The sequence below is a fragment of the Pseudomonas sp. NPDC089396 genome (assembly GCF_044749545.1).
Lineage (GTDB): Bacteria > Pseudomonadota > Gammaproteobacteria > Pseudomonadales > Pseudomonadaceae > Aquipseudomonas.
In genome coordinates this window covers 320966-343417 of the sequence record NZ_JBIVIC010000008.1, presented here as the reverse complement: position 1 = coordinate 343417, position 22452 = coordinate 320966, and the positions used below count along the sequence as shown (strand labels likewise).

The 22452-nt window shown below is 63.8% G+C and carries 14 protein-coding genes; 7 read left to right on the top strand and 7 right to left on the bottom strand.

The window, feature by feature from the left end:
• Positions 1–95: 95 nt before the first annotated feature.
• The 3 genes from zipA to ACIPZB_RS17775 form a co-directional block, all read right to left on the bottom strand.
• Positions 96–989 (bottom strand): cell division protein ZipA, encoded by an 894-nt coding sequence (gene zipA / locus ACIPZB_RS17785; RefSeq protein WP_008091630.1) that lies wholly within the window; start codon positions 987–989, stop codon positions 96–98.
• A 206-nt stretch (positions 990–1195) separates the two neighbouring features.
• Positions 1196–4684 carry a chromosome segregation protein SMC gene (gene smc, locus ACIPZB_RS17780; RefSeq protein ID WP_400641860.1) on the bottom strand — a complete coding sequence of 1163 codons (3489 nt, stop codon included), beginning with the start codon at positions 4682–4684 and terminating at the stop codon, positions 1196–1198.
• Positions 4685–4687: 3 nt separating this feature from the next.
• Positions 4688–5347, bottom strand: coding sequence for a GntR family transcriptional regulator (locus ACIPZB_RS17775; RefSeq protein ID WP_400641859.1), 660 nt, complete (start codon positions 5345–5347; stop codon positions 4688–4690).
• Positions 5348–5613: 266 nt separating this feature from the next.
• Here ACIPZB_RS17775 and xdhA point away from each other — a divergent pair, with 266 nt between their 5' ends.
• The 4 genes from xdhA to guaD all read left to right on the top strand — a co-directional run bounded on the left by xdhA (position 5614) and on the right by guaD (position 11782).
• Positions 5614–7068: a xanthine dehydrogenase small subunit gene (gene xdhA, locus ACIPZB_RS17770; protein WP_008091633.1), complete on the top strand. Its 1455-nt coding sequence runs from the start codon at positions 5614–5616 to the stop codon at positions 7066–7068.
• Positions 7061–9460, top strand: coding sequence for a xanthine dehydrogenase molybdopterin binding subunit (xdhB, locus tag ACIPZB_RS17765; protein ID WP_400641858.1), 2400 nt, complete (start codon positions 7061–7063; stop codon positions 9458–9460). Before xdhA ends, xdhB begins: the two co-directional genes overlap by 8 nt.
• A gap of 161 nt (positions 9461–9621) precedes the next feature.
• Positions 9622–10467: a xanthine dehydrogenase accessory protein XdhC gene (xdhC, locus tag ACIPZB_RS17760; protein WP_400641857.1), complete on the top strand. Its 846-nt coding sequence runs from the start codon at positions 9622–9624 to the stop codon at positions 10465–10467.
• A 10-nt stretch (positions 10468–10477) separates the two neighbouring features.
• On the top strand, positions 10478–11782 hold the full coding sequence (gene guaD, locus ACIPZB_RS17755; RefSeq protein ID WP_400641856.1) for a guanine deaminase: 1305 nt from the start codon (positions 10478–10480) through the stop codon (positions 11780–11782).
• Between the two features lie 4 nt (positions 11783–11786).
• Here guaD and ACIPZB_RS17750 read toward each other — a convergent pair whose 3' ends face one another.
• The 3 genes from ACIPZB_RS17750 to ACIPZB_RS17740 all read right to left on the bottom strand — a co-directional run bounded on the left by ACIPZB_RS17750 (position 11787) and on the right by ACIPZB_RS17740 (position 18463).
• Positions 11787–16706, bottom strand: a complete 4920-nt coding sequence (locus tag ACIPZB_RS17750) for a hypothetical protein (RefSeq protein ID WP_400641855.1) — start codon at positions 16704–16706, stop codon at positions 11787–11789.
• A 69-nt stretch (positions 16707–16775) separates the two neighbouring features.
• Positions 16776–17474 (bottom strand): aquaporin Z, encoded by a 699-nt coding sequence (aqpZ, locus tag ACIPZB_RS17745; protein WP_400641854.1) that lies wholly within the window; start codon positions 17472–17474, stop codon positions 16776–16778.
• Positions 17475–17707: 233 nt separating this feature from the next.
• Entirely contained in the window at positions 17708–18463 is a 756-nt protein-coding gene (locus ACIPZB_RS17740) for a GntR family transcriptional regulator (RefSeq protein ID WP_016393756.1), read from the bottom strand.
• 284 nt (positions 18464–18747) lie between these two features.
• Between ACIPZB_RS17740 and ACIPZB_RS17735 the strand changes: the two genes are divergently transcribed.
• Entirely contained in the window at positions 18748–20097 is a 1350-nt protein-coding gene (locus ACIPZB_RS17735; protein ID WP_400641853.1) for an NCS2 family permease, read from the top strand.
• A 181-nt stretch (positions 20098–20278) separates the two neighbouring features.
• Here the strand turns inward: ACIPZB_RS17735 and uraH are convergent, their stop codons facing one another.
• Positions 20279–20632 carry a hydroxyisourate hydrolase gene (gene uraH / locus ACIPZB_RS17730; RefSeq protein ID WP_400641852.1) on the bottom strand — a complete coding sequence of 118 codons (354 nt, stop codon included), beginning with the start codon at positions 20630–20632 and terminating at the stop codon, positions 20279–20281.
• 375 nt (positions 20633–21007) lie between these two features.
• Between uraH and puuE the strand changes: the two genes are divergently transcribed.
• Both puuE and uraD read left to right on the top strand, forming a co-directional pair.
• On the top strand, positions 21008–21934 hold the full coding sequence (gene puuE / locus ACIPZB_RS17725) for an allantoinase PuuE (protein WP_400641851.1): 927 nt from the start codon (positions 21008–21010) through the stop codon (positions 21932–21934).
• Entirely contained in the window at positions 21934–22449 is a 516-nt protein-coding gene (uraD, locus tag ACIPZB_RS17720) for a 2-oxo-4-hydroxy-4-carboxy-5-ureidoimidazoline decarboxylase (RefSeq protein WP_400641850.1), read from the top strand. Before puuE ends, uraD begins: the two co-directional genes overlap by 1 nt.
• Positions 22450–22452: the final 3 nt, after the last annotated feature.

The following is a 22452-nucleotide window of genomic DNA, read 5'->3' as shown; positions in this document are numbered from 1 at the left end:
AGGCTCTCTTGCAAAGCAAAAGAGCAGCCCTTGGCTGCTCTTGCGCTTGTAACGGGGCGAGCAGGACCCAGACAAGGTCCGCTCGCTAAACTCCATCAACGTTTCTGGGTCAGCGCACGGCGCTCGAACTCGACGATGCGCTGGCGGTAATGCTCGATGGTCTGGGCGGTCAGCACGCTGCGCTGGTCATCCTTCAGCTCGCCATTGAGCTCGTGTGCCAGCTTGCGCGCCGCGGCCACCATCACGTCGAAGGCCTGCTTCGGATGACGCGGGCCCGGCAAGCCAAGGAAGAAGCTCACCGCACGGGTGCTGAAGTGGTCGATGTCGTCCAGGTCGAAAATGCCGGGCTTGACGGCGTTGGCCATGGAGAACAGCACCTCGCCGTGGCCGGCCATGCTTTCGTGGCGGTGGAAGATGTCCATTTCACCGAAACGCAGCCCGCTTTCGAGAATGTTCTGCAGCAGCGCCGGGCCCTTGAAGCCGCCTTCGTCACGGGAGATCACGCTGATCACCAGCACTTCTTCCACGGGCGGCAGGTCCTTGGCGGCAGCATTGCCGGTCGCCGTGAAACCGTTGCTACGGTTGTTGTCGGCGGCGAAATCGTCGTCGGCATCGGCGAACAGGTCCGACTCCCGCGGCTCGGCGGCCAGGTTCAGGTCACCCTGGGCCTGCACGGGGGCTTCGGCGACACGCTTGCCGCGCTTGCTGGCCTTGGCCGGCTTCGGCTCACGCTCACGCTCGCGCGCAGGGGCGCTCAGCGAAGGCAGGTCGCTTTCGTCCAGCTCTGGCTCTTTATGGGTATCCAGCACCCGCGGCGGGCCGAGCACTTCAGCGCCGCCCTCCTCGTCCGGGACGTTGGAGTAACTGCGATCCAGACGGAATTTCAACTTGCCTTTTCCGCCGCGCATGCGGCGCCAGCCGTCGAAAAGAATACCGGCGATGACAATGATGCCGATGAGGATCAGCCACTCGCGCAGACCGATTTCCATGTAATCCCGTGCCTCTATAAAAATATGCTTGAAAACAAAGGCTTCAAAGCCCTTTAACACGTGGCGCCAACTCTATGTTCTGACAGGCGTTTTACCCACGCAAAAAACGAGTGACATTAAGCTAGCACGACCAAAGACAACTTTACACCGTCTGTCGCACGTGGCGGGGGGCATTTACCTACAGAATACGCCGCAATCTTCGCTAATCAGGCATCAACCATGGCTAGCGCCTCCTCCACGTCGACTGCCACAAGACGTGAACAACCGGGTTCATGCATGGTCACCCCCATCAATTGGTTCGCCATTTCCATGGCAATCTTGTTGTGGGTGATGTAGATGAACTGCACGCTTTCACTCATTTCCTTTACCAGCCGGGCGTATCGCCCGACGTTGGCGTCGTCCAGCGGCGCATCGACCTCGTCGAGCATGCAGAACGGTGCGGGGTTCAGCTTGAAGATGGCAAATACCAGCGCCAGCGCGGTCAGTGCCTTCTCGCCACCGGACAGCAGATGGATGGTGCTGTTCTTCTTGCCCGGTGGGCGCGCCATGATCGTCACCCCTGTATCGAGTAGATCTTCGCCCGTCAGTTCCAGATAAGCGCTGCCGCCACCGAAAACTTTTGGGAAAAGTGCCTGTAATCCGGCATTTATCTGATCAAAGGTATCCTTGAAGCGGTTGCGGGTTTCCTTGTCGATCTTGCGGATGACGTTTTCCAGGGTCTCCAGCGCCTCGACCAGATCGGCATCCTGGGCGTCCAGGTAGCGCTTGCGCTCGGACTGCTGCTCGTACTCCTCGATGGCCGCCAGGTTGATCGCGCCCAGGCGCTGGATGCGCCCCTCGACCTGCTCCAGCTCCTGCTCGGTACCCTGCTCGCTGGCATCGGCCTCGACAGTGGCGAGCACGCCCTGCAGGTCGTAGCCATCGGCCAACAACTGTTCCTGCAAAGTCTTGCGCCGCACATCCAGGCCCTGGCATTCCAGGCGCAGCTGCTCCAGCTGACCGCGCAGCAGCTGTGCCTGCTGCTCGGCCTGGGTCCGGCGTTTCTCGGCATCGCGCAAGGCACGGTCGGCTTCGTCCATGTGCAGGCGGGCCAGGCGCATTTCCTCGTCGACGCTCATGCGCCGCTCCAGCAGTTCTTCGAGCTTCAGGCGCAGCTCTTCCTGCGGCGCCTCGCCCTCTTCCAGGTTCAGGCTCAGTTGCTCCTGACGCTCGCTCAGGCGCGCGGCCTGCTGCTCCAGGCGCTCCAGGGCCTGGCGGGTGGAATCGTGCTGGGCCCGTAACGAGCCCAGGCGCACCGCCAACTGGTGGCCGTGGTCCTTGTGCTGGCGAGCCTCCTGGCGGATGCGGTCGAGGCCTTCGCGCAAGGTATCGCGACGCGCCATCAGCTGCTCGCGCTGCTCGGTGTCCTGGGCCATCAGCTCAAGGGCTTCCTGCAGCAACAGCCGCGCCTCGCCCAGTTGCTCATGCTCCAGGGCACGCTGCTCCTGGAGTTCGCTCAATTCTTCCTGCAGCCGCCGGCGTCGCAATTCGACCTGCTCGGCGCGGGCGCGTCCAGCGCTGAGGCTGGCGTTCAGCTCGCCATGCTGGCGGTTTTCTTCCTGGGTGCGGCGGCGTAGCTGTTCACGCTGCTCTTCCAGGCCCAACTGCTGTTCGCGCAGGTCCTGCAGCTGCTGATCCAACTGTTCCAGTGCGGCTTCCTGCTGCAGCTGTTCCTCGCCGAGGCGCTCGATTTCCTGGCCACGGGCCAGCACACCGCCCTGGGCCTCGCCTCCCCGGCTGACACGCAGAAAATGCCGGCCGACCCAATAACCATCGCGGCTGACCAGGCTTTGCCCTTCGCCAAGCGAGGCACGCTGTGCCAAGGCCTGGGCGAGGTCTTCGACCGGCCTCACCTGGCCCAGCCAGGGCACCAGGTCGGTGCGCCCCTGGACCTTGTCGAGCAGGCTGCCGGGTTGGCGCGGTGCTTCATCGGCCGCCAGCAGCAAGCGCAGCTCACCTTGCTCCAGGGCGCTGAAATCAAGGCTCGCGAATTCATCTACCAACACCGCCTGCAAGTCGGCGCCCAGCACGGTTTCCACCGCCAGCTCCCAACCCGATTCAACGCGCAGACCTTCAGCGAGGCGTGGTCGCTGCTCAAGACCCTGGCCGCGCAGCCAGTCGGCGGCGCCAGCACCCGGTTCCAGCGCCGCCTGCTGCAGCGCTTCCAGGGAGGCCAGACGGCCGCCGAGGCGCTGCAGCTCGCCCTGTTGTTGTTGCTGCGCCTGGGTAGCCTGCTGCAGTTGCTCGCGGACGGCCTCCAACTGCTCGACCACCTGCCCTTCCGACAGCTGCAGCTCTTCCAGCAGCATTTCACTGCTGGCCAGTTGCTCTGCCAGCTCGATCATCGCGGCATCTTGCGGATCGGCACCGAGCTGGTCGCGCTCTTCCGCCATTTTGCGCTGGCGCTCGGCCTGACGCTCCAGGCTCGCCTCCAGTTGCTGCAGGCGCGCCTGCTGCACCTCGGCCTGGCGCCGTGGCTCGGCGGAGCGGGTGTTGAAACTGTCCCATTGTTCTTGCCAGCCGTGCATGCCCAGCTCGGCCTCTTCGAGGGCCGCAGCGGCTTCCTCGGCGGCGGCCAGGGTCATTTCCTGTTCGGGCTCGAGCATGGCCAGCTCTTCGCCCAGGGTGGCCAGCAGGGTGCGATCGTGGCCCAGGTGCGATTCGGTTTCCTGGCGCGTGCGCTCGGCTTCCTTGAGGTCGTCCTGGAGCTGGCGCAAGCGCTGCTGGCCGTGCTGGATGCTCTGCTCGACCCGGGCAATATCGCCGGCCACCGAGTAAAAGCGGCCTTGCACCTGATTGAAGCGTTCGGACAGCTCATGGTGGCTATCGCGCAGGTGCTCGATGCTGGCGTCGGCGTTGCGCTGCTCGGCGACCAGGGCCTCGTGGGCCACGCCCTGGTCACCGATCACCGCCTCGCGCTGGCGCACCCGTTCATCCAGGTCGCGCCAGCGCAGGGCCGACAGGCGCGCCTTGAGCTGACGCTCCTGGGCCTTGTATTCGCGGTATTTCTCGGCAGCCTGGGCCTGGCGGTGCAGGCGTTCGAGCTGGCGCTCCAGCTCTTCGCGCAGGTCGGTCAGCCGCGCCAGGTTCTCCTGGGTCCGGCGGATGCGGCTCTCGGTCTCGCGGCGGCGCTCCTTGTACTTGGAGATGCCTGCCGCTTCTTCGATGAAGTTGCGCAGTTCCTCGGGCTTGGCCTCGATCAGCTTGGAGATCATCCCCTGCTCGATGATCGAGTAGCTGCGCGGGCCGAGCCCGGTGCCGAGGAAGATGTCGGTGATATCACGCCGCCGGCATTTGGTGCCGTTGAGGTAATAGGTGTTCTGCCCGTCGCGGGAGACCTTGCGGCGGATGGAAATCTCGGCGTAGGCGGCATACTCGCCCAGCAGCGTGGTCTCGCTGTTGTCGAAGATCAGCTCGATGCTGGCCTGGCTCACCGGTTTGCGGCTGGTGGAGCCGTTGAAGATGACGTCGGTCATCGACTCGCCGCGCAGGTTCTTCGCCGAGCTTTCGCCCATCACCCAGCGCACCGCATCGATGATGTTGGACTTGCCACAGCCATTGGGGCCGACCACGGCCGCCATGTTGCTGGGGAAGTTGACCGTGGTCGGGTCGACGAACGACTTGAACCCGGCCAGGCGAATGCACTTCAGGCGCATCGGTCAGCCTCGGGCCAGCGCCGCCAGCACCAGTTCGCAGCTGCGCTGGCAGTAGGCGGTGAGCACCTCGCGAATGCGCGGCAGGTCGCGAGCGACCACGGCGTCGAGCAGGCGGGCGAACAGGTCGAGGTAGTCGAGCATGTTGGCCTGGCGCTGATCCAGGGCCAGGTAATAGGCACGGCTCATGGCCGGCTGCAGGTTTTCCACGGTTTCCTGCAGGTACGGGTTGTCGGCGAACGGATAAGCGGCGCGCATCACCGCGAAGCTTTCGGCCACGAAGGACTTGATGTCCTGCTGCTCGCGTGCCTGCTGCAAGCGCTGCTGGATCTCCAGGAACGGGCGCAGGTCGGCGTCCGTGCGCCATTTTTGTGCAACGGCATTGCCCAGCAGGATGTAGAACTCACCCATCAAGGCGCACAGGCTGCGCACGCTGCGCTCGTCGAGCCGGGTCACATGGGCGCCGCGACGCGGCAGGATCGCCACCAGATGGCGACGTTCGAGGATCAACAGCGCTTCGCGCACCGAACCACGGCTGACATTCAGTGCCTGGGTGACCTTCTGCTCCTGGATGCGCTCGCCGGGCGCGAGTTCGCCGCGAATGATGCGCTCGGCCAGGTAGTCGGCAATTTGCTCGGAGAGGCTGTCCGGCGCCTTGAACGTCATGGTTTTCCTTCAAAATCATTGAACTTACACAAGTGGCGGATTGTAGCGCACTTGCCCAGCCCTCGCGCAGAGGGGCACGGCGCTTTATTTGGGCCGTCGGGCAGCCTGCCACGCGGCGCGATCTATGCTTGATATATCGGCAGTGTGTTCGGTCGGGCGTAGGCGTGTGCATTTTCCTGACCTCAGAGTCAGAAAAATATTGACCAGTTCGTCAGGTCTGCTTATTGTCCGCTCAACAACAATAAAACCATTGCGAGGCCTTCCCCGTGATCCAGTTTCTCGTCAACCAGGAGCTGCGTAGTGAGCACGCCCTGGACCCGAACATGACGGTGCTGCAATACCTGCGCGAGCACTTGGGCAAACCCGGTACCAAGGAGGGCTGCGCCAGTGGCGACTGCGGCGCCTGCACCGTGGTGGTCGGTGAGCTGACCCAGGATGAACAAGGCCAGGAGAGCCTGCGCTACCGCAGCCTCAACTCGTGCCTGACGTTCGTCTCGTCCCTGCACGGCAAGCAACTGATCAGCGTCGAAGGGCTCAAGCACCAAGGTGAGCTGCACAGCGTGCAACAGGCCATGGCCGACTGCCACGGCTCGCAATGCGGCTTCTGCACCCCAGGTTTCGTCATGTCGCTGTTCGCCCTGCAGAAGAACACCCAGGGCCATGACCTGCACAAGGCTCAGGAGGCCCTCGCCGGCAACCTGTGCCGCTGCACCGGCTACCGGCCGATCCTCGATGCCGCCGAGCAGAGCTGCCGCCAACCCTGCCGCGACCAGTTCGATGCGCAGCAGGCGCAAACCATCAGCCGCCTCAAGGCCATCGCCCCGACCCAGACCGGCGAACTCAACAGCGGCGACAAGCGCTGCCTGGTGCCACTGACCGTGGCCGACCTTGCCGACCTGTACAGCTCGCACCCCGAGGCGCGCCTGCTGGCCGGCGGCACCGACCTGGCGCTGGAAGTCACCCAGTTCCACAAGACCCTGCCCGTGATGATCTACGTTGGCCACGTCGCCGAGCTCAAGCGTATCGAAAAGACCGCCAGCCACCTGGAAATCGGCGCTGCCACCCCGCTGACCGACTGCTACGGCGCGCTCAACGAGGAGTACCCCGACTTCGGCGAGCTGCTGCACCGTTTCGCCTCGCTGCAGATCCGCAACCAGGGCACCCTCGGCGGCAACATCGGCAACGCCTCGCCGATCGGCGACTCGCCACCCCTGCTGATCGCCCTGGATGCGCAGATCGTCCTGCGCCAGGGCGAGCGCCAGCGCAGCATGGCGCTGGAAGACTACTTCATCGACTACCGCATCACTGCCCGCCAGGACAGTGAGTTCATCGAGAAGATCATCGTGCCACGTGCCAGCAGCGACTGGGCCTTCCGCGCCTATAAAGTGTCCAAGCGCCTGGACGACGATATCTCGGCGGTGTGCGGCGCCTTCAACCTGAGCATCGAAGACGGCGTGGTCAGCGGTGTACGGATTGCCTTCGGTGGCATGGCCGCGATTCCCAAGCGCGCCCGCGCCTGCGAGGCGGCCCTGCGCGGCAAGCCCTGGAACCAGGCCAGCATCGAACGCGCCTGCCAGGCCCTGGCCGAAGACTTCACCCCACTCAGCGACTTCCGCGCCAGCAAGGAATACCGCCTGCTGACCGCGCAGAACCTGCTGCGCAAGTACTTCATCGAACTGCAAACGCCGTACATCGAAACCCGGGTGACCGACTATGTCTAACCATCACGCCGTCAAGAGCCAGGCCGAGATGGCCGAACTGTTCAGCCAGGACCTGACCACCGGGGTCGGCCGCAGCGTCAAGCACGACAGCGCCGACAAGCACGTGGCCGGCGAAGCGGTGTACATCGACGACCGCCTGGAATTCCCCAATCAGCTGCACGTCTATGCGCGCACCGCCGACCGTGCCCATGCCCGCATCCTGCGCATCGACACCACACCCTGCTATGCCTTCGAAGGAGTGCGCATCGCCATCACCCACGAAGACATCCCTGGCCTCAAGGACATCGGCCCGGTGGTCGCCGGCGACCCGCTGCTGGCCATCGACAAGGTCGAGTTCTTCGGCCAGCCGGTGCTCGCCGTCGCTGCCCGCGACCTCGACACTGCCCGCCGCGCGGCCATGGCCGCGATCGTCGAGTACGAGGACCTGGAACCGGTGTTGGACGTGGTCGAGGCGTTTCGCAAGAAGCATTTCGTGCTCGACAGCCACACCCACCAGCGCGGCGATTCGGCCACGGCCCTGGCCGGCGCCCCGCACCGTCTGCAGGGTACCTTGCACATCGGCGGCCAGGAGCACTTCTACCTGGAAACGCAGATTTCGTCGGTGATGCCGACCGAAGACGGCGGCATGATTGTCTTCTGCTCCACGCAAAACCCCACCGAAGTGCAGAAGCTGGTCGCCGAAGTCCTCGACGTGCCGATGAACAAGGTGGTGCTCGACATGCGCCGCATGGGCGGTGGCTTCGGCGGCAAGGAAACCCAGGCCGCCAGCCCCGCCTGCCTGTGCGCGGTGATCGCACGCCTGACCGGCCAGCCGACCAAGATGCGCCTGCCACGTGTCGAAGACATGATGATGACCGGCAAGCGCCACCCGTTCTACGTCGAATACGACGTGGGCTTCGATGACAACGGCCGCCTGCACGGCATCAACTTCGACCTGGCCGGCAACTGCGGTTACTCGCCGGACCTGTCCGGCTCGATCGTCGACCGCGCCATGTTCCACTCCGACAACGCCTATTACCTGGGCGATGCCACCGTGCATGGCCACCGCTGCAAGACCAACACCGCCTCCAACACCGCCTACCGCGGCTTTGGCGGCCCGCAGGGCATGGTCGCCATCGAGCAGGTGATGGACCACATCGCCCGCCACCTGGGCCGCGACCCGCTGGCGGTGCGCAAGGCCAACTACTACGGCAAGACCGAGCGCAACGTCACCCACTACTACCAGACCGTCGAGCACAACATGCTCGAAGAGATGACCGCAGAGCTTGAGGCCAGCAGCGACTACGCCGAGCGCCGCGAGTCGATCCGCCGCTTCAATGCCAACAGTCCGATCCTCAAGAAAGGCCTGGCACTGACCCCGGTGAAGTTCGGCATCTCGTTCACCGCCACCTTCCTCAACCAGGCCGGTGCGCTGATCCACATCTACACCGACGGCAGTATTCATCTGAACCACGGCGGCACCGAGATGGGCCAGGGCCTGAACACCAAGGTGGCGCAGGTGGTGGCGCAGATCTTCCAGGTCGATTTCAGCCGCATCCAGATCACCGCCACCAACACCGACAAGGTGCCCAACACCTCGCCGACCGCGGCCTCCAGCGGCGCCGACCTGAATGGCAAGGCGGCGCAGAATGCCGCCGAAATCCTCAAGAAGCGCCTCACCGAGTTCGCCGCGCGGCACTACCAGGTGACCGAGGAGGATGTGGAGTTCCGCAACGGCCATGTGCGCGTGCGCGACCAGATCGTCAGCTTCGAACAGCTTGTGCAGCAGGCTTACTTCGCCCAGGTGTCGCTGTCCACTACGGGCTTCTATCGCACGCCGAAGATCTTCTATGACCGCAGCCAGGCGCGCGGCCGGCCGTTCTATTACTACGCCTTCGGCGCCGCCTGCGTCGAAGTGATCGTCGACACCCTGACCGGCGAATACAAGATGCTGCGCGCCGATATCCTGCACGACGTGGGTGATTCGCTGAACCCGGCCATCGACATCGGCCAGGTGGAAGGCGGCTTCATCCAGGGCATGGGCTGGCTGACCACCGAAGAACTGGTGTGGAACGCCAAGGGCAAGCTGATGACCAACGGCCCGGCCAGCTACAAGATCCCGGCGGTGGCCGACATGCCGCTGGATTTGCGGGTGAAGCTGGTGGAAAACCGCAAGAACCCGGAAGACACGGTGTTCCACTCCAAGGCCGTGGGCGAACCGCCGTTCATGCTCGGCATCGCCGCCTGGTGTGCGATCAAGGATGCCGTGGCCAGCATGGCCGACTACAAGGTGCAGCCGAACATCGATGCGCCGGCGACGCCGGAGCGGGTGCTGTGGGGCTGCGAGCAGATGCGCCAGACGGTGGCTCAACAGCAAGCTGCCGACCAGGAACTGGAAACCGTGACTCACTGACATCGCAGGGCCCTTGTAGGAGCGGCCTTGTGTCGCGAAAGGGTCGCAAAGCGGCCCCAGGATCTCGAGTGCTACATGCATTTTGGGGCTGCTGTGCAGCCCTTTCGCGACACAAGGCCGCTCCTACAACGGACCACGTCGATCCTTAAAGAGGTTGAATCATGCACCAATGGATCAACGCCCTCGCCGACCACCAGTCCCGTGGCGAAGCCTGCGTACTGGTGACCATCATCGAGGAACGCGGCTCGACCCCGCGCAACGCTGGCTCGAAGATGGTCGTCAGCGCCACCGGCCTGTACGACACCATCGGCGGCGGCCACCTGGAATACAAGGCGCTGCACATTGCCCGGCAGATGCTCGAAGAACACCGCACGACCCCGCACCTGGAACGCTTCAGCCTCGGCGCCAGCCTTGGCCAGTGCTGCGGCGGCGCCACAGTGCTGCTGTTCGAGCCGATGGCCGCCGTGCAAGCCGAGATCGCCGTATTCGGCGCGGGCCATGTCGGCCGTGCTCTGGTACCCTTGCTCGCCGCGCTGCCCTGCCGGGTGCGCTGGATCGATTCGCGTGAACAGGAATTCCCCGAACGCATCCCCAACGGGGTGACCAAGGTGGTCAGCGAGGAACCGGTCGACGAAGTGGCCGAGCTGCCTGCCGGCTGCTACTGCATCGTCATGACCCACAACCACCAGCTCGACCTGGAGCTGACCGCCGCCATCCTCAAGCGCAATGATTTCACCTGGTTCGGCCTGATCGGCTCGAAGACCAAACGGGTCAAGTTCGAGCACCGCCTGCGCGAGCGCGGCTTCGATGACGCCGTGATGGCGCGCATGCGCTGCCCAATGGGCCTTTCCGAGGTCAAGGGCAAGCTGCCGATCGAGATCGCCGTGTCCATCGCCGGCGAAATCATTGCCACCTACAACGCCTGCTTCGGCCAGCACGACGCTGCCGTCAACGCCGGCCCCATTGCCCAGTTGCTGCCGCCTTCCCGGCGCAGCCAAGCCCTTTGACGAGTGTGTTATGACCCTTACCCGCAAAGCCTACCGTGCCGCCATCCTGCACAGCATCGCCGACCCGGCCGAGGTGGGCCTGGACGCCTCCCATGAATACTACGAGGACGGCCTGCTGGTGATCGACGATGGCCGCATCAGCGCCCTTGGCCATGCCAGCGAGCTGCTGCCGACCCTGGATGCCGACATCGAAGTGGTGCATTACCAGGACGCGCTGATCACTCCTGGCTTCATCGACACCCACATCCACTTCCCGCAGACCGGCATGATCGGCTCCTACGGCGAACAGTTGCTGGACTGGCTCAACACTTACACCTTCCCTTGCGAAAAACAGTTCGCCGACAAGGCGCACGCCGACAAAGTGGCGAAAATCTTCCTTCAGGAGCTGCTGCGCAACGGCACCACCACCGCCCTGGTGTTCGGCAGCGTGCACCCCGAGTCGGTCAATGCCCTGTTCGAAGAAGCCGAACGGCTGGACCTGCGCCTGATCGCCGGCAAGGTGATGATGGACCGCAATGCCCCGGACTACCTGACCGACACTGCCGAAACCAGCTACACCCAGAGCAAGGCATTGATCGAGCGCTGGCATGGCAAGGGCCGCCTGCACTATGCGGTGACCCCACGCTTCGCGCCGACCAGCACCCCCGAACAGCTGTCCGTTGCCGGTCAGTTGCTGAAAGAACATCCAGGCGTGTACCTGCATACCCACCTGTCCGAGAACCTCAAGGAAATCGACTGGGTCAAGTCGCTGTTCCCCGAGCAGAAGGGCTACCTGGACGTCTACGACCACTTCGAGCTGCTCGGCGAGCGCTCGGTGTTCGCCCATGGCGTGCACCTGTGCGACGAAGAGTGTCAGCGCCTGTCGGAAACCGGTTCGGCCATCGCCTTCTGCCCGACCTCCAACCTGTTCCTGGGCAGCGGCCTGTTCAACCTGCCGCAAGCGGAGAAGTTCAAGGTCAACGTGGGCCTGGGCACCGATGTCGGCGCCGGCACCAGCTTCTCGCTGCTCAACACCCTGAACGAGGCGTACAAGGTGATGCAGCTGCAAGACGTGCGCCTGCACCCTTACAAGTCGCTGTACCTGGCCACCCTCGGCGGTGCCCGGGCACTGCGCCTGGACGACCGCATCGGCAGCCTGCGCCCCGGCAATGATGCCGACTTCGTGGTGCTCGACTACAAGGCCACGCCGCTGCTGGACTACCGTATCCAGCAGTCCGGCAGCATCGAAGAGACCCTGTTCGTGCTCACTACCCTGGGCGACGACCGCACCGTGCGCGAAACCTACGCCGCAGGGCGCTGCGTGCACCAGCGCTGAGGTCTCAGAAGTCGGCCAGGCGCTGCAAGGCGATCTGGCCGACGTGCGGCCCCTCCTCCAGACGCAAGACCGCCGCCAGACGCACCAGGCGCCCCCCACCCTCGGCCTGCTGCAGGCTCTGCAGCGCAGCATTGGGCAGTGCCCGCCGCCAATGCTCCATCCAGCCTTGGGACAACACTGCGCGCCCCTGCTCCAGGGCGAATTCCACCGAAGCCTGCTCGCTAACCCCCATCACCACCAGGTACACCCGGTTGCTCGCCAGCTGATGGTACTGGGCGATATGTCCCGCTCGATGCTGCAAGGTCAGGCCATAGCGCGTGAGCAGCACGTCGATCACACTCAACGCATGCTGGCGCCTGGGCGAGCCGCTGACCATCGCCAGCAAGGTCTGGCTATGGCCGCCAGAAGCCCTCAGGTAATAGACCATCGGCGTGGCGCTGTCGCTGTCCAGCGGGAGTGCCAGGCGCCAGGCCCCTCCTCCCGCCAACCCCGTTGGCCGTTGCGCCGCAAGCAACAGCAAGGGGTCGGCCAGCTCATCCACGGCGATGGTGCCGTGCACCCAACTGGCCGTGACCTGCTCCAGCATCAGCAGACGTGCATGATCACTGCCTTGGGCGCGTTCGAATAGATGACGCGCCGCGTTCAGCGCACTCTGCCGGGTAAGTCCCGAACGGGCGCGACGGACTTGAAGACTCAGCGGCATCGGGAACAGTGGCCGGCGAACCGACCAGCCACCTCGGCCGCTGATGATCATCCATGGCTGCTCGCCAAAGCGCTCGCGCACGCAGCGCTCCAGGTCATCGAAACCCAGCGGGGTCGATAGTTCGGCCGAACGGCTGAGCAGGATGCGGCTGTCGGACCCCGTGGCAAATACCGGCAGCAAGCGCCCCTCGACCGTTACGCCGAGTACGCTGGCCTGGCCCTGGGCGCCATAGAGACCAGAACCCTGCACCAGCTCCCGGTCGGTTGCCGCCAGTGGCCGCAGCTGGTGACGCCAGTTGCGCAGCATCGGCAGTTGCGCCTCTGCCGTCGCGGCCATTGTCACGCGCTGCCACACCAACGCCGTGCGATCCGGCCCCTCCAGCAACAACCCACCCAGCAACGGGTGCAACACCCCCTGCTGGCGCGCCGAACGCAGTGCCGCCGCCATTTTCAGGTCGCGAGCGGTGGCGATCAGTTCATCCAGCCAGGTATCGCTGAGCAGTACCAGGCCGTTGCTGCCCTGAAGCGAAAACTGGCCCAACGAACGATGCTGCAACAGTATGTAGACGTGGCGCTGGCCCGACCGGGTGAACAACAGCAGATGCCGTTCGGCTACACCGCTGATGTGCAGGACGTTATAGCCACGGGCCGTGAGTATCTTGTGCAGCACCATACCTACCGGCCCAGCGTGCAATGAGTCGACAAACTGGCGCAAGGCCGCGTGTTCGGCCGCGTCCAGGTTCCAGACCAGTTGATCGAACGGCGTGCCACCCAGACGCGATGACAGCTGCGGATACTTGCCGCCGAAGCTCAACCGCATCTGCGCAGTGGCCTTGTGCAGGGTGGTAACCGACATTTCGTGCAAGGGTTCCAGGTTCGGATCGTCAATCCGCTCCAGCAATCGCCGCAGGCGCGCCTGGGTCAACCCGGCGGCACTGCCATCGGCGCCGCGATAGAGCGCCTCGCCCAGCGCCAGGCGGCTGCCTTCACCCATCGATGAAAAGCGTGTGGCCAGTCGCTGCTCAAAGGTTTGTGCAAAACCGCCCAGCACCGTGGGCGCCTCGACAGCGTTAGCGCCCAGGCTGATGCGAACCGGGCCGTTGCCTTGCTCGATCAATTCATCCAGCTGGCGGAGGTTGTCCGGTATCCTCCCTCTTGGCCAGACATAGACGGTGTCGCCAATGAAATCGCTGGGCAGCACGGGGTAATAGTGGCCCTGCAAGCGCACGCCCGGCTGCCGCGCTACGGCGCGGGCAAAGGTCACGCTAACCAGGCCGCCCCGCATGTCGACGACCTCGTCGCCTGGGTTGATGGTCCAGCGTACCGCCTGCCAATCATTGCTCGGCAGGGTCGCACTGGTTGAACCACTGCCCTCGCGCAGGTACTGCCGTGCCCATGCTGGCGGAGCGCCATCCTGCAGGAGGGAATGGGTGAACTCCAGCTCCTGGTTCGCATTTGTGAAGCTGTAGCGCCCCAGAATCTGCCTACCCCGGGTCAAGGCCTGAACCCGGTTGGTGCCCGCCAGCGGTCCCTCGGTACTGCTCGGCCCCCACGTGGCCAGCAGTTGTTCTGCCTCGCTCAACTTGCCACCGCCACCGCGCAGGCCGACGTCGGCATGGATGACCCAGCGCGCGCCATCCTGGCGCACGGGCGCCTCGTAGCTACGAGTGGCAGTGGCACGCAGGCGCAGGGTCGCCTCATCACTGCGCCGGTAGACCTCGTAGGCCAGCCCGTCCTGCCAGATATACTGCTTGCCATTCAGGCGCCAGGTGTTCAGGTCGACACCGGTCATCGCTTCGGCGCCCGTCAGCGGCTGACCGGCGGCGTAGCCAGCGAACGGCTGGCGGGCAATGCGTTGCCTGACCACATTGCGTACCACCCGGCGCAGCGCGGAAACCCCGGCACCAACCGGCAGGGCCGTGAGCAGGATGTCGACCACGCCCAGGGCGATGCTCAAGGTGCCGCTCAGCAACCCGGAAGTGCCACCGCTGCGCCAGGCATCGGCGATCTGCATGGCGCCGTCATGAATCTGCATCGCGCTGTACCAGGTACCGACCCCCGGGATCACGCCCAGTGCGGCCTTCAGGTAACCGACATGGCGCACGTGGTCCTGCCAGTTATTGTCCTTGTCGATGCTGGCCTGGCTGCGCCCTATTGCGCGGGCAGTGGCGATCAGCACGTAGCAGCGGTCAGCCAGCTGCATATCGACCAGCGTCTGGCTCAGCACAGGTTGGCTGCTCAGGTAACCGTCGTAGCGCCGTAATGCAGCCTGGTTCAGGTAAGCAAGCAGCCCCTGTGGATCATTGCCGCAACGCTGGGCGACGTACTCGGCCATGTCCGCGCTGGAACCGACGGCAGAGGCCAGGGATTCAAGGGCCTGTTTCAGACTGTCACGTTCGATCAACTGATAGGAGGAAGGGGCACCCGGGAGATAGATCAGTGTGTACCCCGCCGCATTGACCAATGCAGCAGCACCGCCGATCGAATCGCCCAGCTCTTCAACGGCGGTTATCACCAGCCAGTGCAACGTTACCCCCGCATCCTGTAACTGCTCACGGGTTTGCGCCTCGGCTGCAAGGCGCAGCAGCCGCGCGCCCTCTTCGCTCAGGTTGCGCCGCCAGCGCTCACTGGTGGCCAACAGCTGCAGTTGCAGGCGGTAGGGGTGGCGCAAACGGTGTGGGTCCGCTGCGATGGCCGGATCGAACACCTTGCGCAGTTTTTCCGCGTACCGGCCGAGGGGATCGAGCTCGACCAGCACTCGCGACAGGTAGTCTGGGTCGACCCCCTCGACATGCCAGCGGGCCATGTCCAGGCGCTTGCACTCATCTTCACTGTCGAGGTCGAACCCTTCGCTGGCGATCTCGGCAAGGGTGCTGGGGACATAAGGGAGTTTGAAATCCATCGAAGGATCAGGGCGCCACAACACGATCTCGTCAACGGCAAGCTCGATGCCCAGATCTTGCTGTATACGCGCCTTGAGCAACGCCCCGGCCCAGCCAGAGAACGTTGGCGCCTGCAGGTCCAGCCAGGTTTCCAATGCCAAGGCACTGGCGTGATACTCAAGCAACTGCCGGGCGTAAGCCTCTCGTTCGTCGTCACTGCGCGACAAGACCCACTGCGGCACCTGCTCAAGCAGCGCATCGGCCTGCCACTCCCGCTCGACTTGCACAAGGGCTGCCTGGCGGCAGGTATCGGCGGGCATCGCCAGTGCGGCGCGGGCCAATAGCAAGCGAGACTCCTGCACGTCTGCCGATTCGCTGTCGAGGTATTCCTGCCAGCGCTGTACCAAGGTCCCGACCAAGCCGTTCAACCCTTCGGTGACGACCTTGAAGCCGGCCTCGAGTGGCTCGTCCGCAAGCATGGCCGTCGCAGCCAGTGCGCCACTGCCCAACGTGAACAGCAAGCGCTCCAGCAACGCCTGGCGATCATTCAGGCAGGTCATGCCTCCGCCTTCACCATGCACCCAGAGCAACATCGGCGCGTCACGCCGGCCTGACGCCCAGGCAGCCTGCTCCACCATGATCCAGACGCCGGGCAACGCCTGTTCACCGAGGTGCACGGCCAGCCAGGTGACCTGGTCCGCCGCTTCGGGCTGAAGCAGTCGTTGGCAGGCTTGCTGCGCAAGCTGACCTTCCTCGACCTGCAGGATGCCCTCGGCGCGCATGCCGTTCAGGATATGGGTACACAACGGCTGAAGCTGTGCGCTCCAACGGGCACCGGGCTGCAGCGCGATCGCGTTGACCCCGCGCCAGGCGGCCTGGCGCTGCGCCTGGGCGACTCGCCAAGCCTGCAGGGTGGCCATGGATGGAGCATCCTGGCCGAAACGCGCGAGCAGACGCTGGCGGTGCAGGGCCTGATGCTGTGCGGCGATTCGCATGGGGTAGCCCGGCGGCAGGCTCCCTAGCGCCAGCAAGTCCTCATGTTCGCGGGCTTGCGAGGCCAGTAGCGCATCAGTCGCTGCACGCCAGTTGGCCAGGTCGTTGGCGATCACCCGGGCATCTGCCGAGCATTCACCGGGCAATGCCTTATGCCAGTCGTCGGTGTCTTTCCGAGCGAATGCGAGGGCAGTGGCCAGCTGGTTCAGCCAAACTACCGGCTGTGGCGCATAGGCCAGCCATGTCAGCAGGCGCAAGTTGATTGCCTGTGCGCTATCTGACGCGCCGGGGGCATCGTGCTCGGCGGTAACCGGCAAGGTTTCCAACAAAAGGTCCAATGAATCCATGGTCGGGGGCTCCTGTAATGGGAGCCCCGACGCTAGAGCGTTACAGGCCTGACAAGTGGTACAGCGATACTACGGCTCCCGGGCAAGGCCCTTGTACAGCGCGCCGCCGATTGCCGCGCCGATCAGGGGGGCCAACCAGAACAGCCACAGCTGCTGCAGGGCCCAGCCACCGACGAACAGCGCCGGCCCCGTACTACGTGCGGGGTTGACCGACGTGTTGGTCACCGGGATCGAGATCAGGTGAATCAAGGTCAGGGCCAGGCCGATGGCGATGGGGGCGAAGCCTGCCGGTGCGCGCGAATCGGTGGCGCCCATGATGATCACCAGGAACATGGCGGTCATCACCACCTCACTGACGAACCCCGCCGCCAGCGAGTAGCCACCCGGCGAATGCTCGGCATAGCCGTTGGAGGCCAGGCCCGACGACAGCTCGAAACCGGCCTTGCCGCTGGCGATGAAGTAGATCACCGCGGCAGCCAGGATGGCCCCGATCACCTGGGCGATCACGTAGGGCAGCAACTCTTTGGCCGGAAAGCGCCCACCCACCACCAGGCCGAACGACACGGCAGGGTTGAGGTGGCAACCGGAAATGTGGCCGATGGCGAATGCCATCGTCAGGACTGTCAGGCCGAACGCGAAGGCGACCCCCAGCACGCCGATGCCGAGGGGGGTGCTTGCAGCCAGTACCGCACTGCCACATCCGCCCAGGACCAACCAGAAGGTACCGACCAGCTCGGCACCCATACGCACACCCAAAGACGTCGTCATTGACCTTTCCTCAGTAGTTGAACGCAGGTAATGCGCAAGCCCAACTACTTTGAAAGGGGTTTGCAAGTAGCAAATTTATCAGGGATTTGGCGAAAGGCCAGTAAACGCAAGGGCCGCTTCGCGCCCCATCGCCGCGGTTCGTCGCCACGGCAAGCCGGCTCCCACAGAGACCGCGAAGGCGCTATCCCTGTGGGAGCCGGCTTGCCGGCGATGGGGGTCATGCAGGCAAACGATCAACCCTTGGCGGACGCCTTGGGTTTCTTCAGCAGGTGGGAAAACACCGCATGCAAGTCGTCCGAGGCGCTTTCCTCGTCCAGGTTCAGCTTGCTGTCGATATGGTCCATGTGATGCATCATCAGGCTTACCGCCTGCTCGGCGTCACGCGCCTCGATGGCATCGATCAGTTGCATGTGCTCGTCGTAGGAGCAGTGCGAACGGTTGCCGCTTTCGTACTGGGCGATGATCAATGACGTCTGCGACACCAGGCTGCGCTGGAAGCTGACCAGCGGGGCATTACCGGCCGCCTCGGCCAGCTTGAGGTGAAATTCACCGGAAAGACGGATGCCAGCGCCGCGATCGCCACGGGAGAAGCTGTCGCGTTCTTCGCGCACCATCTGCCGCAGCTCGTTGAGCTGCTCCAGGGTGGCATGCTGCACGGCCAGTTCGGTGATCGCCCGCTCGACCATGCGCCGCGAGAAGAACACCTGGCGCGCCTCTTCCACCGTTGGGCTGGCCACCACCGCGCCGCGGTTGGGCCGCAGCAGCACCACGCTTTCATGGGCCAGGCGCGACAGTGCGCGGCGGATGATGGTGCGGCTTACGCCAAAGATCTCGCCCAGCGCTTCCTCGCTCAACTTGGTGCCCGGCGCCAGTCGTTGTTCGAGGATCGCCTCGAAGATATGCGCGTAGACGATGTCGTCCTGGGTACCACTGCGGCCAGCCTTGCCGACACGTGCAGGTTTCTTCAGAGGTTGCAGCTGTTCGTTCATGAGCTCTCGAAGCACGAAGGAAAGTATGGCGCCATTGTACACAGGCTGAGCCGTTTCTGCAGGTAGGCTTTTACCTATATAGCCGTTGCACGGCGGATTGTGCGCACAAAATATAAAACATTATTTGCATTCTTTGTACACAAAAGCATAATCCATCGGGCGACATCTTGACCCGCGAGTCAACAAAACGGTCAGACGTCTGCCATCCCCTCGCGGAGCCACCAAGTGCATTGCGCAGGTCACTGGCTCCAAGAACAACAAGAAAGACTTGAGGAGTACTCGCTGTGGAAAGCCGCAAATCCGACGCACCTACGCTGGATCTCGCTCCACCGCTCGAAACGAGTTGGCTGGAACGGATTTTCAAACTCAAGCAACACGGCAGCACTGTCAGAACCGAGATGATCGCCGGGGTGACCACGTTCATCACCATGGCCTACATCATCTTCGTCAACCCCAACATCATGGCCGACGCCGGCATCGACCACGGTGCGGCGTTCGTCGCCACCTGCATCGCCGCCGCCCTCGGCTGCCTGTTGATGGGCCTGTACGCCAACTGGCCAGTGGGCCTGGCACCGGGCATGGGGCTTAACGCCTTCTTCACCTACACCGTGGTCGGCACCATGGGCTACAACTGGGAAACCGCGCTGGGGGCGGTGTTCGTCTCGGGTGTGCTGTTCATGTTCCTGACCTTGTCCAAGGTCCGCGAGTGGCTGCTCAACAGCATCCCGGTGAGCCTTCGGCACGCCATGGGCGCCGGCGTCGGATTGTTTCTCGGACTGATCGGCCTTAAAACTGCGGGCATCATCGTCGACAGCCCGGCCACCCTGATCAAGCTGGGCTCGCTGCATGAGCCAGGCCCTCTGCTGGCGGCAATCTGCTTCCTGCTGATCGCCATCCTCAGCTACAAGCGCGTGTTCGGCGCGATCCTGATCAGCATCATCGGCGTGACCCTGGCTGGCTGGGGCCTGGGCCTGGTCAAGTTCGGCGGGGTGATGTCGATGCCGCCGAGCCTGGCACCGACCTGGATGGCCATGGATGTGGCGGGCGTGTTCAACGTCAGCATGATCAGCGTGGTGCTGGCGTTCCTCTTCGTGCACATGTTCGATACCGCTGGCACCCTGATGGGCGTAGCGCAACGGGCCAACCTGGTGGCGGCTGACGGGCGTATCGAGAACCTATCGAGAGCGCTGAAGGCCGACAGTGCTTCCAGCGTGTTTGGTGCGGTGGTCGGCGTGCCGCCGGTTACCAGCTATGTGGAGAGCGCTGCGGGCGTAGCCGCCGGTGGCCGCACCGGGCTGACGGCGGTGGTTGTCGGCATTCTGTTCATCGCTGCGATGTTCTTCGCACCGCTGGCGGGGATGATTCCGGCCTATGCAACAGCCGGCGCGCTGATCTACGTGGCGATGCTGATGATGGGCAGCATGGCGCACATCCACTGGGACGAAGCTACCGACAGCATTCCGGCGATCGTCACGGTGATCATGATGCCACTGACCTTCTCGGTGGCGGACGGTATTGCCCTGGGCTTCATCAGTTATGTGGCACTGAAAGCAGGTACCGGCAAGTACAAAGAGATCTCGGCCAGCCTGTGGGTGCTGTGCGCGATCTTCATTGCCAAGTTCGTGTTCCTCTGACCTGGCCTGTAGCAAACAAGGGCGCTTCGGCGCCCTTTCTTTGTTTGTGCCGCCTGCACCGGCCCTATCGCCGGCTTGCCGGCGATAGGGCCAGCCCAGTCAATCCAAAAACAGCAGACGAAAAAAAGCCCGCCAGTGTGAGAGCGGGCCAAGGACCTACGAAGATTCTTCTAGCGACCAACTAGCTCCCGCGATAGGTCGAATAGCTGTACGGCGAGATCAGCAGCGGCACGTGGTAGTGCTCCTGCTGCTCGTCGATGCCAAAGCGCAGCACGACAACATCCAGAAACGCCGTGTCCGGCAGCTGTACGCCGCGAGCACGGTAATAAGCACCAGCGCTGAACTGCAGCTGGTAGACGCCAGTACGGTAGTCGTCACCCTGCAGCAGCGGGGCGTCGACGCGGCCATCGCTGTTGGTCAGGGCGGTGTTCACCAGCTCCAGCTGCTGGCCTACGACGCGATACAGCTCGACCTTGATCGAGCTGCCCGGGCAGCCGTGAGCGGCATCCAGTACGTGTGTGGTCAAACGTCCCATTGCTTGTCGCCTCTTGTTCAATCTGTGGGCAAAAAATACACAGCCATCACCACGGCAAAGGGCCTGCGATGGGCGGGAATGGCGTTATTAAGACATTTAAGCCGCAGATTGTACACAATTTTTTGAGCCCATCCGTCGCAGCCTTGCGCGCACTGCTTTCTGTCGCAAATTCAAGGCCTGCGCAGACCCCCATGGCATTTACTGACCAACTGGGCAGGTTTCTTGCAATCCATTCTCAGGCGACAAAAGGGAAGAAATGCGGAAAAACAGGCTTACAAAAGATTTCAGAAGTTGTATACAATCAGCCCATCCGGTGGTGCGACATACCGACGCGGCCCGCCCACCCCGCACTAACACACAAGAAGGAAGACTGCAGTGAGCGCTGACTACCCTCGCGACCTGATCGGTTACGGCAACAACCCTCCTCACCCGCAATGGCCGGGCAACGCTCGCATCGCGCTGTCTTTCGTCCTCAACTACGAAGAAGGCGGCGAACGCAACATCCTGCACGGTGACAAAGAGTCCGAAGCCTTCCTGTCCGAGATGGTCGCTGCCCAGCCACTGCAGGGCCAGCGCAACATGAGCATGGAATCGCTCTACGAATACGGCAGCCGCGCCGGTGTATGGCGCCTGCTCAAGCTGTTCAAGGACAGCGGCGTACCGCTGACCGTGTTCGCCGTGGCCATGGCCGCCCAGCGCCACCCCGACGTGATCCGCGCCATGGTCGAAGCCGGCCACGAGATCTGCAGCCACGGCTACCGCTGGATCGACTACCAGAACATGGACGAGGCCCAGGAGCGCGAGCACATGCTCGAAGCCATCCGCATCCTCACCGAACTGACCGGCGAACGCCCGCTGGGCTGGTACACCGGCCGCACCGGCCCGAACACCCGCCGCCTGGTGATGGAGGAAGGCAACTTCCTGTATGACAGCGACACCTACGACGACGACCTGCCGTACTGGGACCCCAACAACCCGACCGGCAAGCCGCACCTGGTGATCCCCTACACCCTGGACACCAACGACATGCGCTTCACCCAGGTCCAGGGCTTCAACTGCGGCGAGCAGTTCTTCCAGTACCTCAAGGACGCCTTCGACGTGCTCTACGCCGAAGGTGCCGAGGCACCGAAAATGCTCTCCATCGGCCTGCACTGCCGCCTGGTCGGCCGCCCGGCCCGCCTGGCCGCCCTCAAGCGCTTCGTCGATTACGCCAAGAGCCACGACCAGGTCTGGTTCGCCCGTCGCGTGGACATCGCCCGCCACTGGCACACCACCCACCCGTACAAGAAAGAGAACGCCTGATGACCGCCTTCAAGACCCTCAAGCCATCCGCCCTGGACCGTGACGCCTTCGTCAAGGCCTTCGCCGACATCTACGAGCACTCGCCGTGGGTCGCCGAAAAAGCCTATGACCTGGGCCAGCTGGGTGAACTGGACGAGATCGAGGCGCTGCACCAGCGCATGAGCGACATCCTGCTCAGCGCCAACCACGCAGACCAGCTGGCACTGATCAATGCTCACCCGGACCTGGCCGGCAAGGCCGCCATCCAGGGCGAGCTGACCGAATCGAGCACCAACGAGCAGGCCGGCGCCGGCATCCACCAGTGCACCACCGAAGAGTTTGCCCGGTTCACCGAACTGAACGACGCCTACAAGGCCAAGTTCCAGTTCCCGTTCATCATGGCGGTCAAGGGCAGCAACCGGCACCAGATCCTCGCCGCCTTCGAAAAACGCATCCACAACGACACCGATGCCGAATTCAAGGAAGCCCTGGCGCAGATCAACCTGATCGCCCTGTTCCGTCTGCTGCAGCTGTAAGCA

Coding starts and splice junctions, on each gene's coding strand:
- zipA (WP_008091630.1), bottom strand. CDS start 989: ATGGAAATCGGTCTGCGCGAGTGGCTGATCCTCATCGGCATCATTGTC.
- smc (WP_400641860.1), bottom strand. CDS start 4,684: ATGCGCCTGAAGTGCATTCGCCTGGCCGGGTTCAAGTCGTTCGTCGAC.
- ACIPZB_RS17775 (WP_400641859.1), bottom strand. CDS start 5,347: ATGACGTTCAAGGCGCCGGACAGCCTCTCCGAGCAAATTGCCGACTAC.
- xdhB (WP_400641858.1), top strand. CDS start 7,061: ATGTCTAACCATCACGCCGTCAAGAGCCAGGCCGAGATGGCCGAACTG.
- xdhC (WP_400641857.1), top strand. CDS start 9,622: ATGCACCAATGGATCAACGCCCTCGCCGACCACCAGTCCCGTGGCGAA.
- guaD (WP_400641856.1), top strand. CDS start 10,478: ATGACCCTTACCCGCAAAGCCTACCGTGCCGCCATCCTGCACAGCATC.
- ACIPZB_RS17750 (WP_400641855.1), bottom strand. CDS start 16,706: ATGGATTCATTGGACCTTTTGTTGGAAACCTTGCCGGTTACCGCCGAG.
- aqpZ (WP_400641854.1), bottom strand. CDS start 17,474: ATGACGACGTCTTTGGGTGTGCGTATGGGTGCCGAGCTGGTCGGTACC.
- ACIPZB_RS17740 (WP_016393756.1), bottom strand. CDS start 18,463: ATGAACGAACAGCTGCAACCTCTGAAGAAACCTGCACGTGTCGGCAAG.
- uraH (WP_400641852.1), bottom strand. CDS start 20,632: ATGGGACGTTTGACCACACACGTACTGGATGCCGCTCACGGCTGCCCG.
- uraD (WP_400641850.1), top strand. CDS start 21,934: ATGACCGCCTTCAAGACCCTCAAGCCATCCGCCCTGGACCGTGACGCC.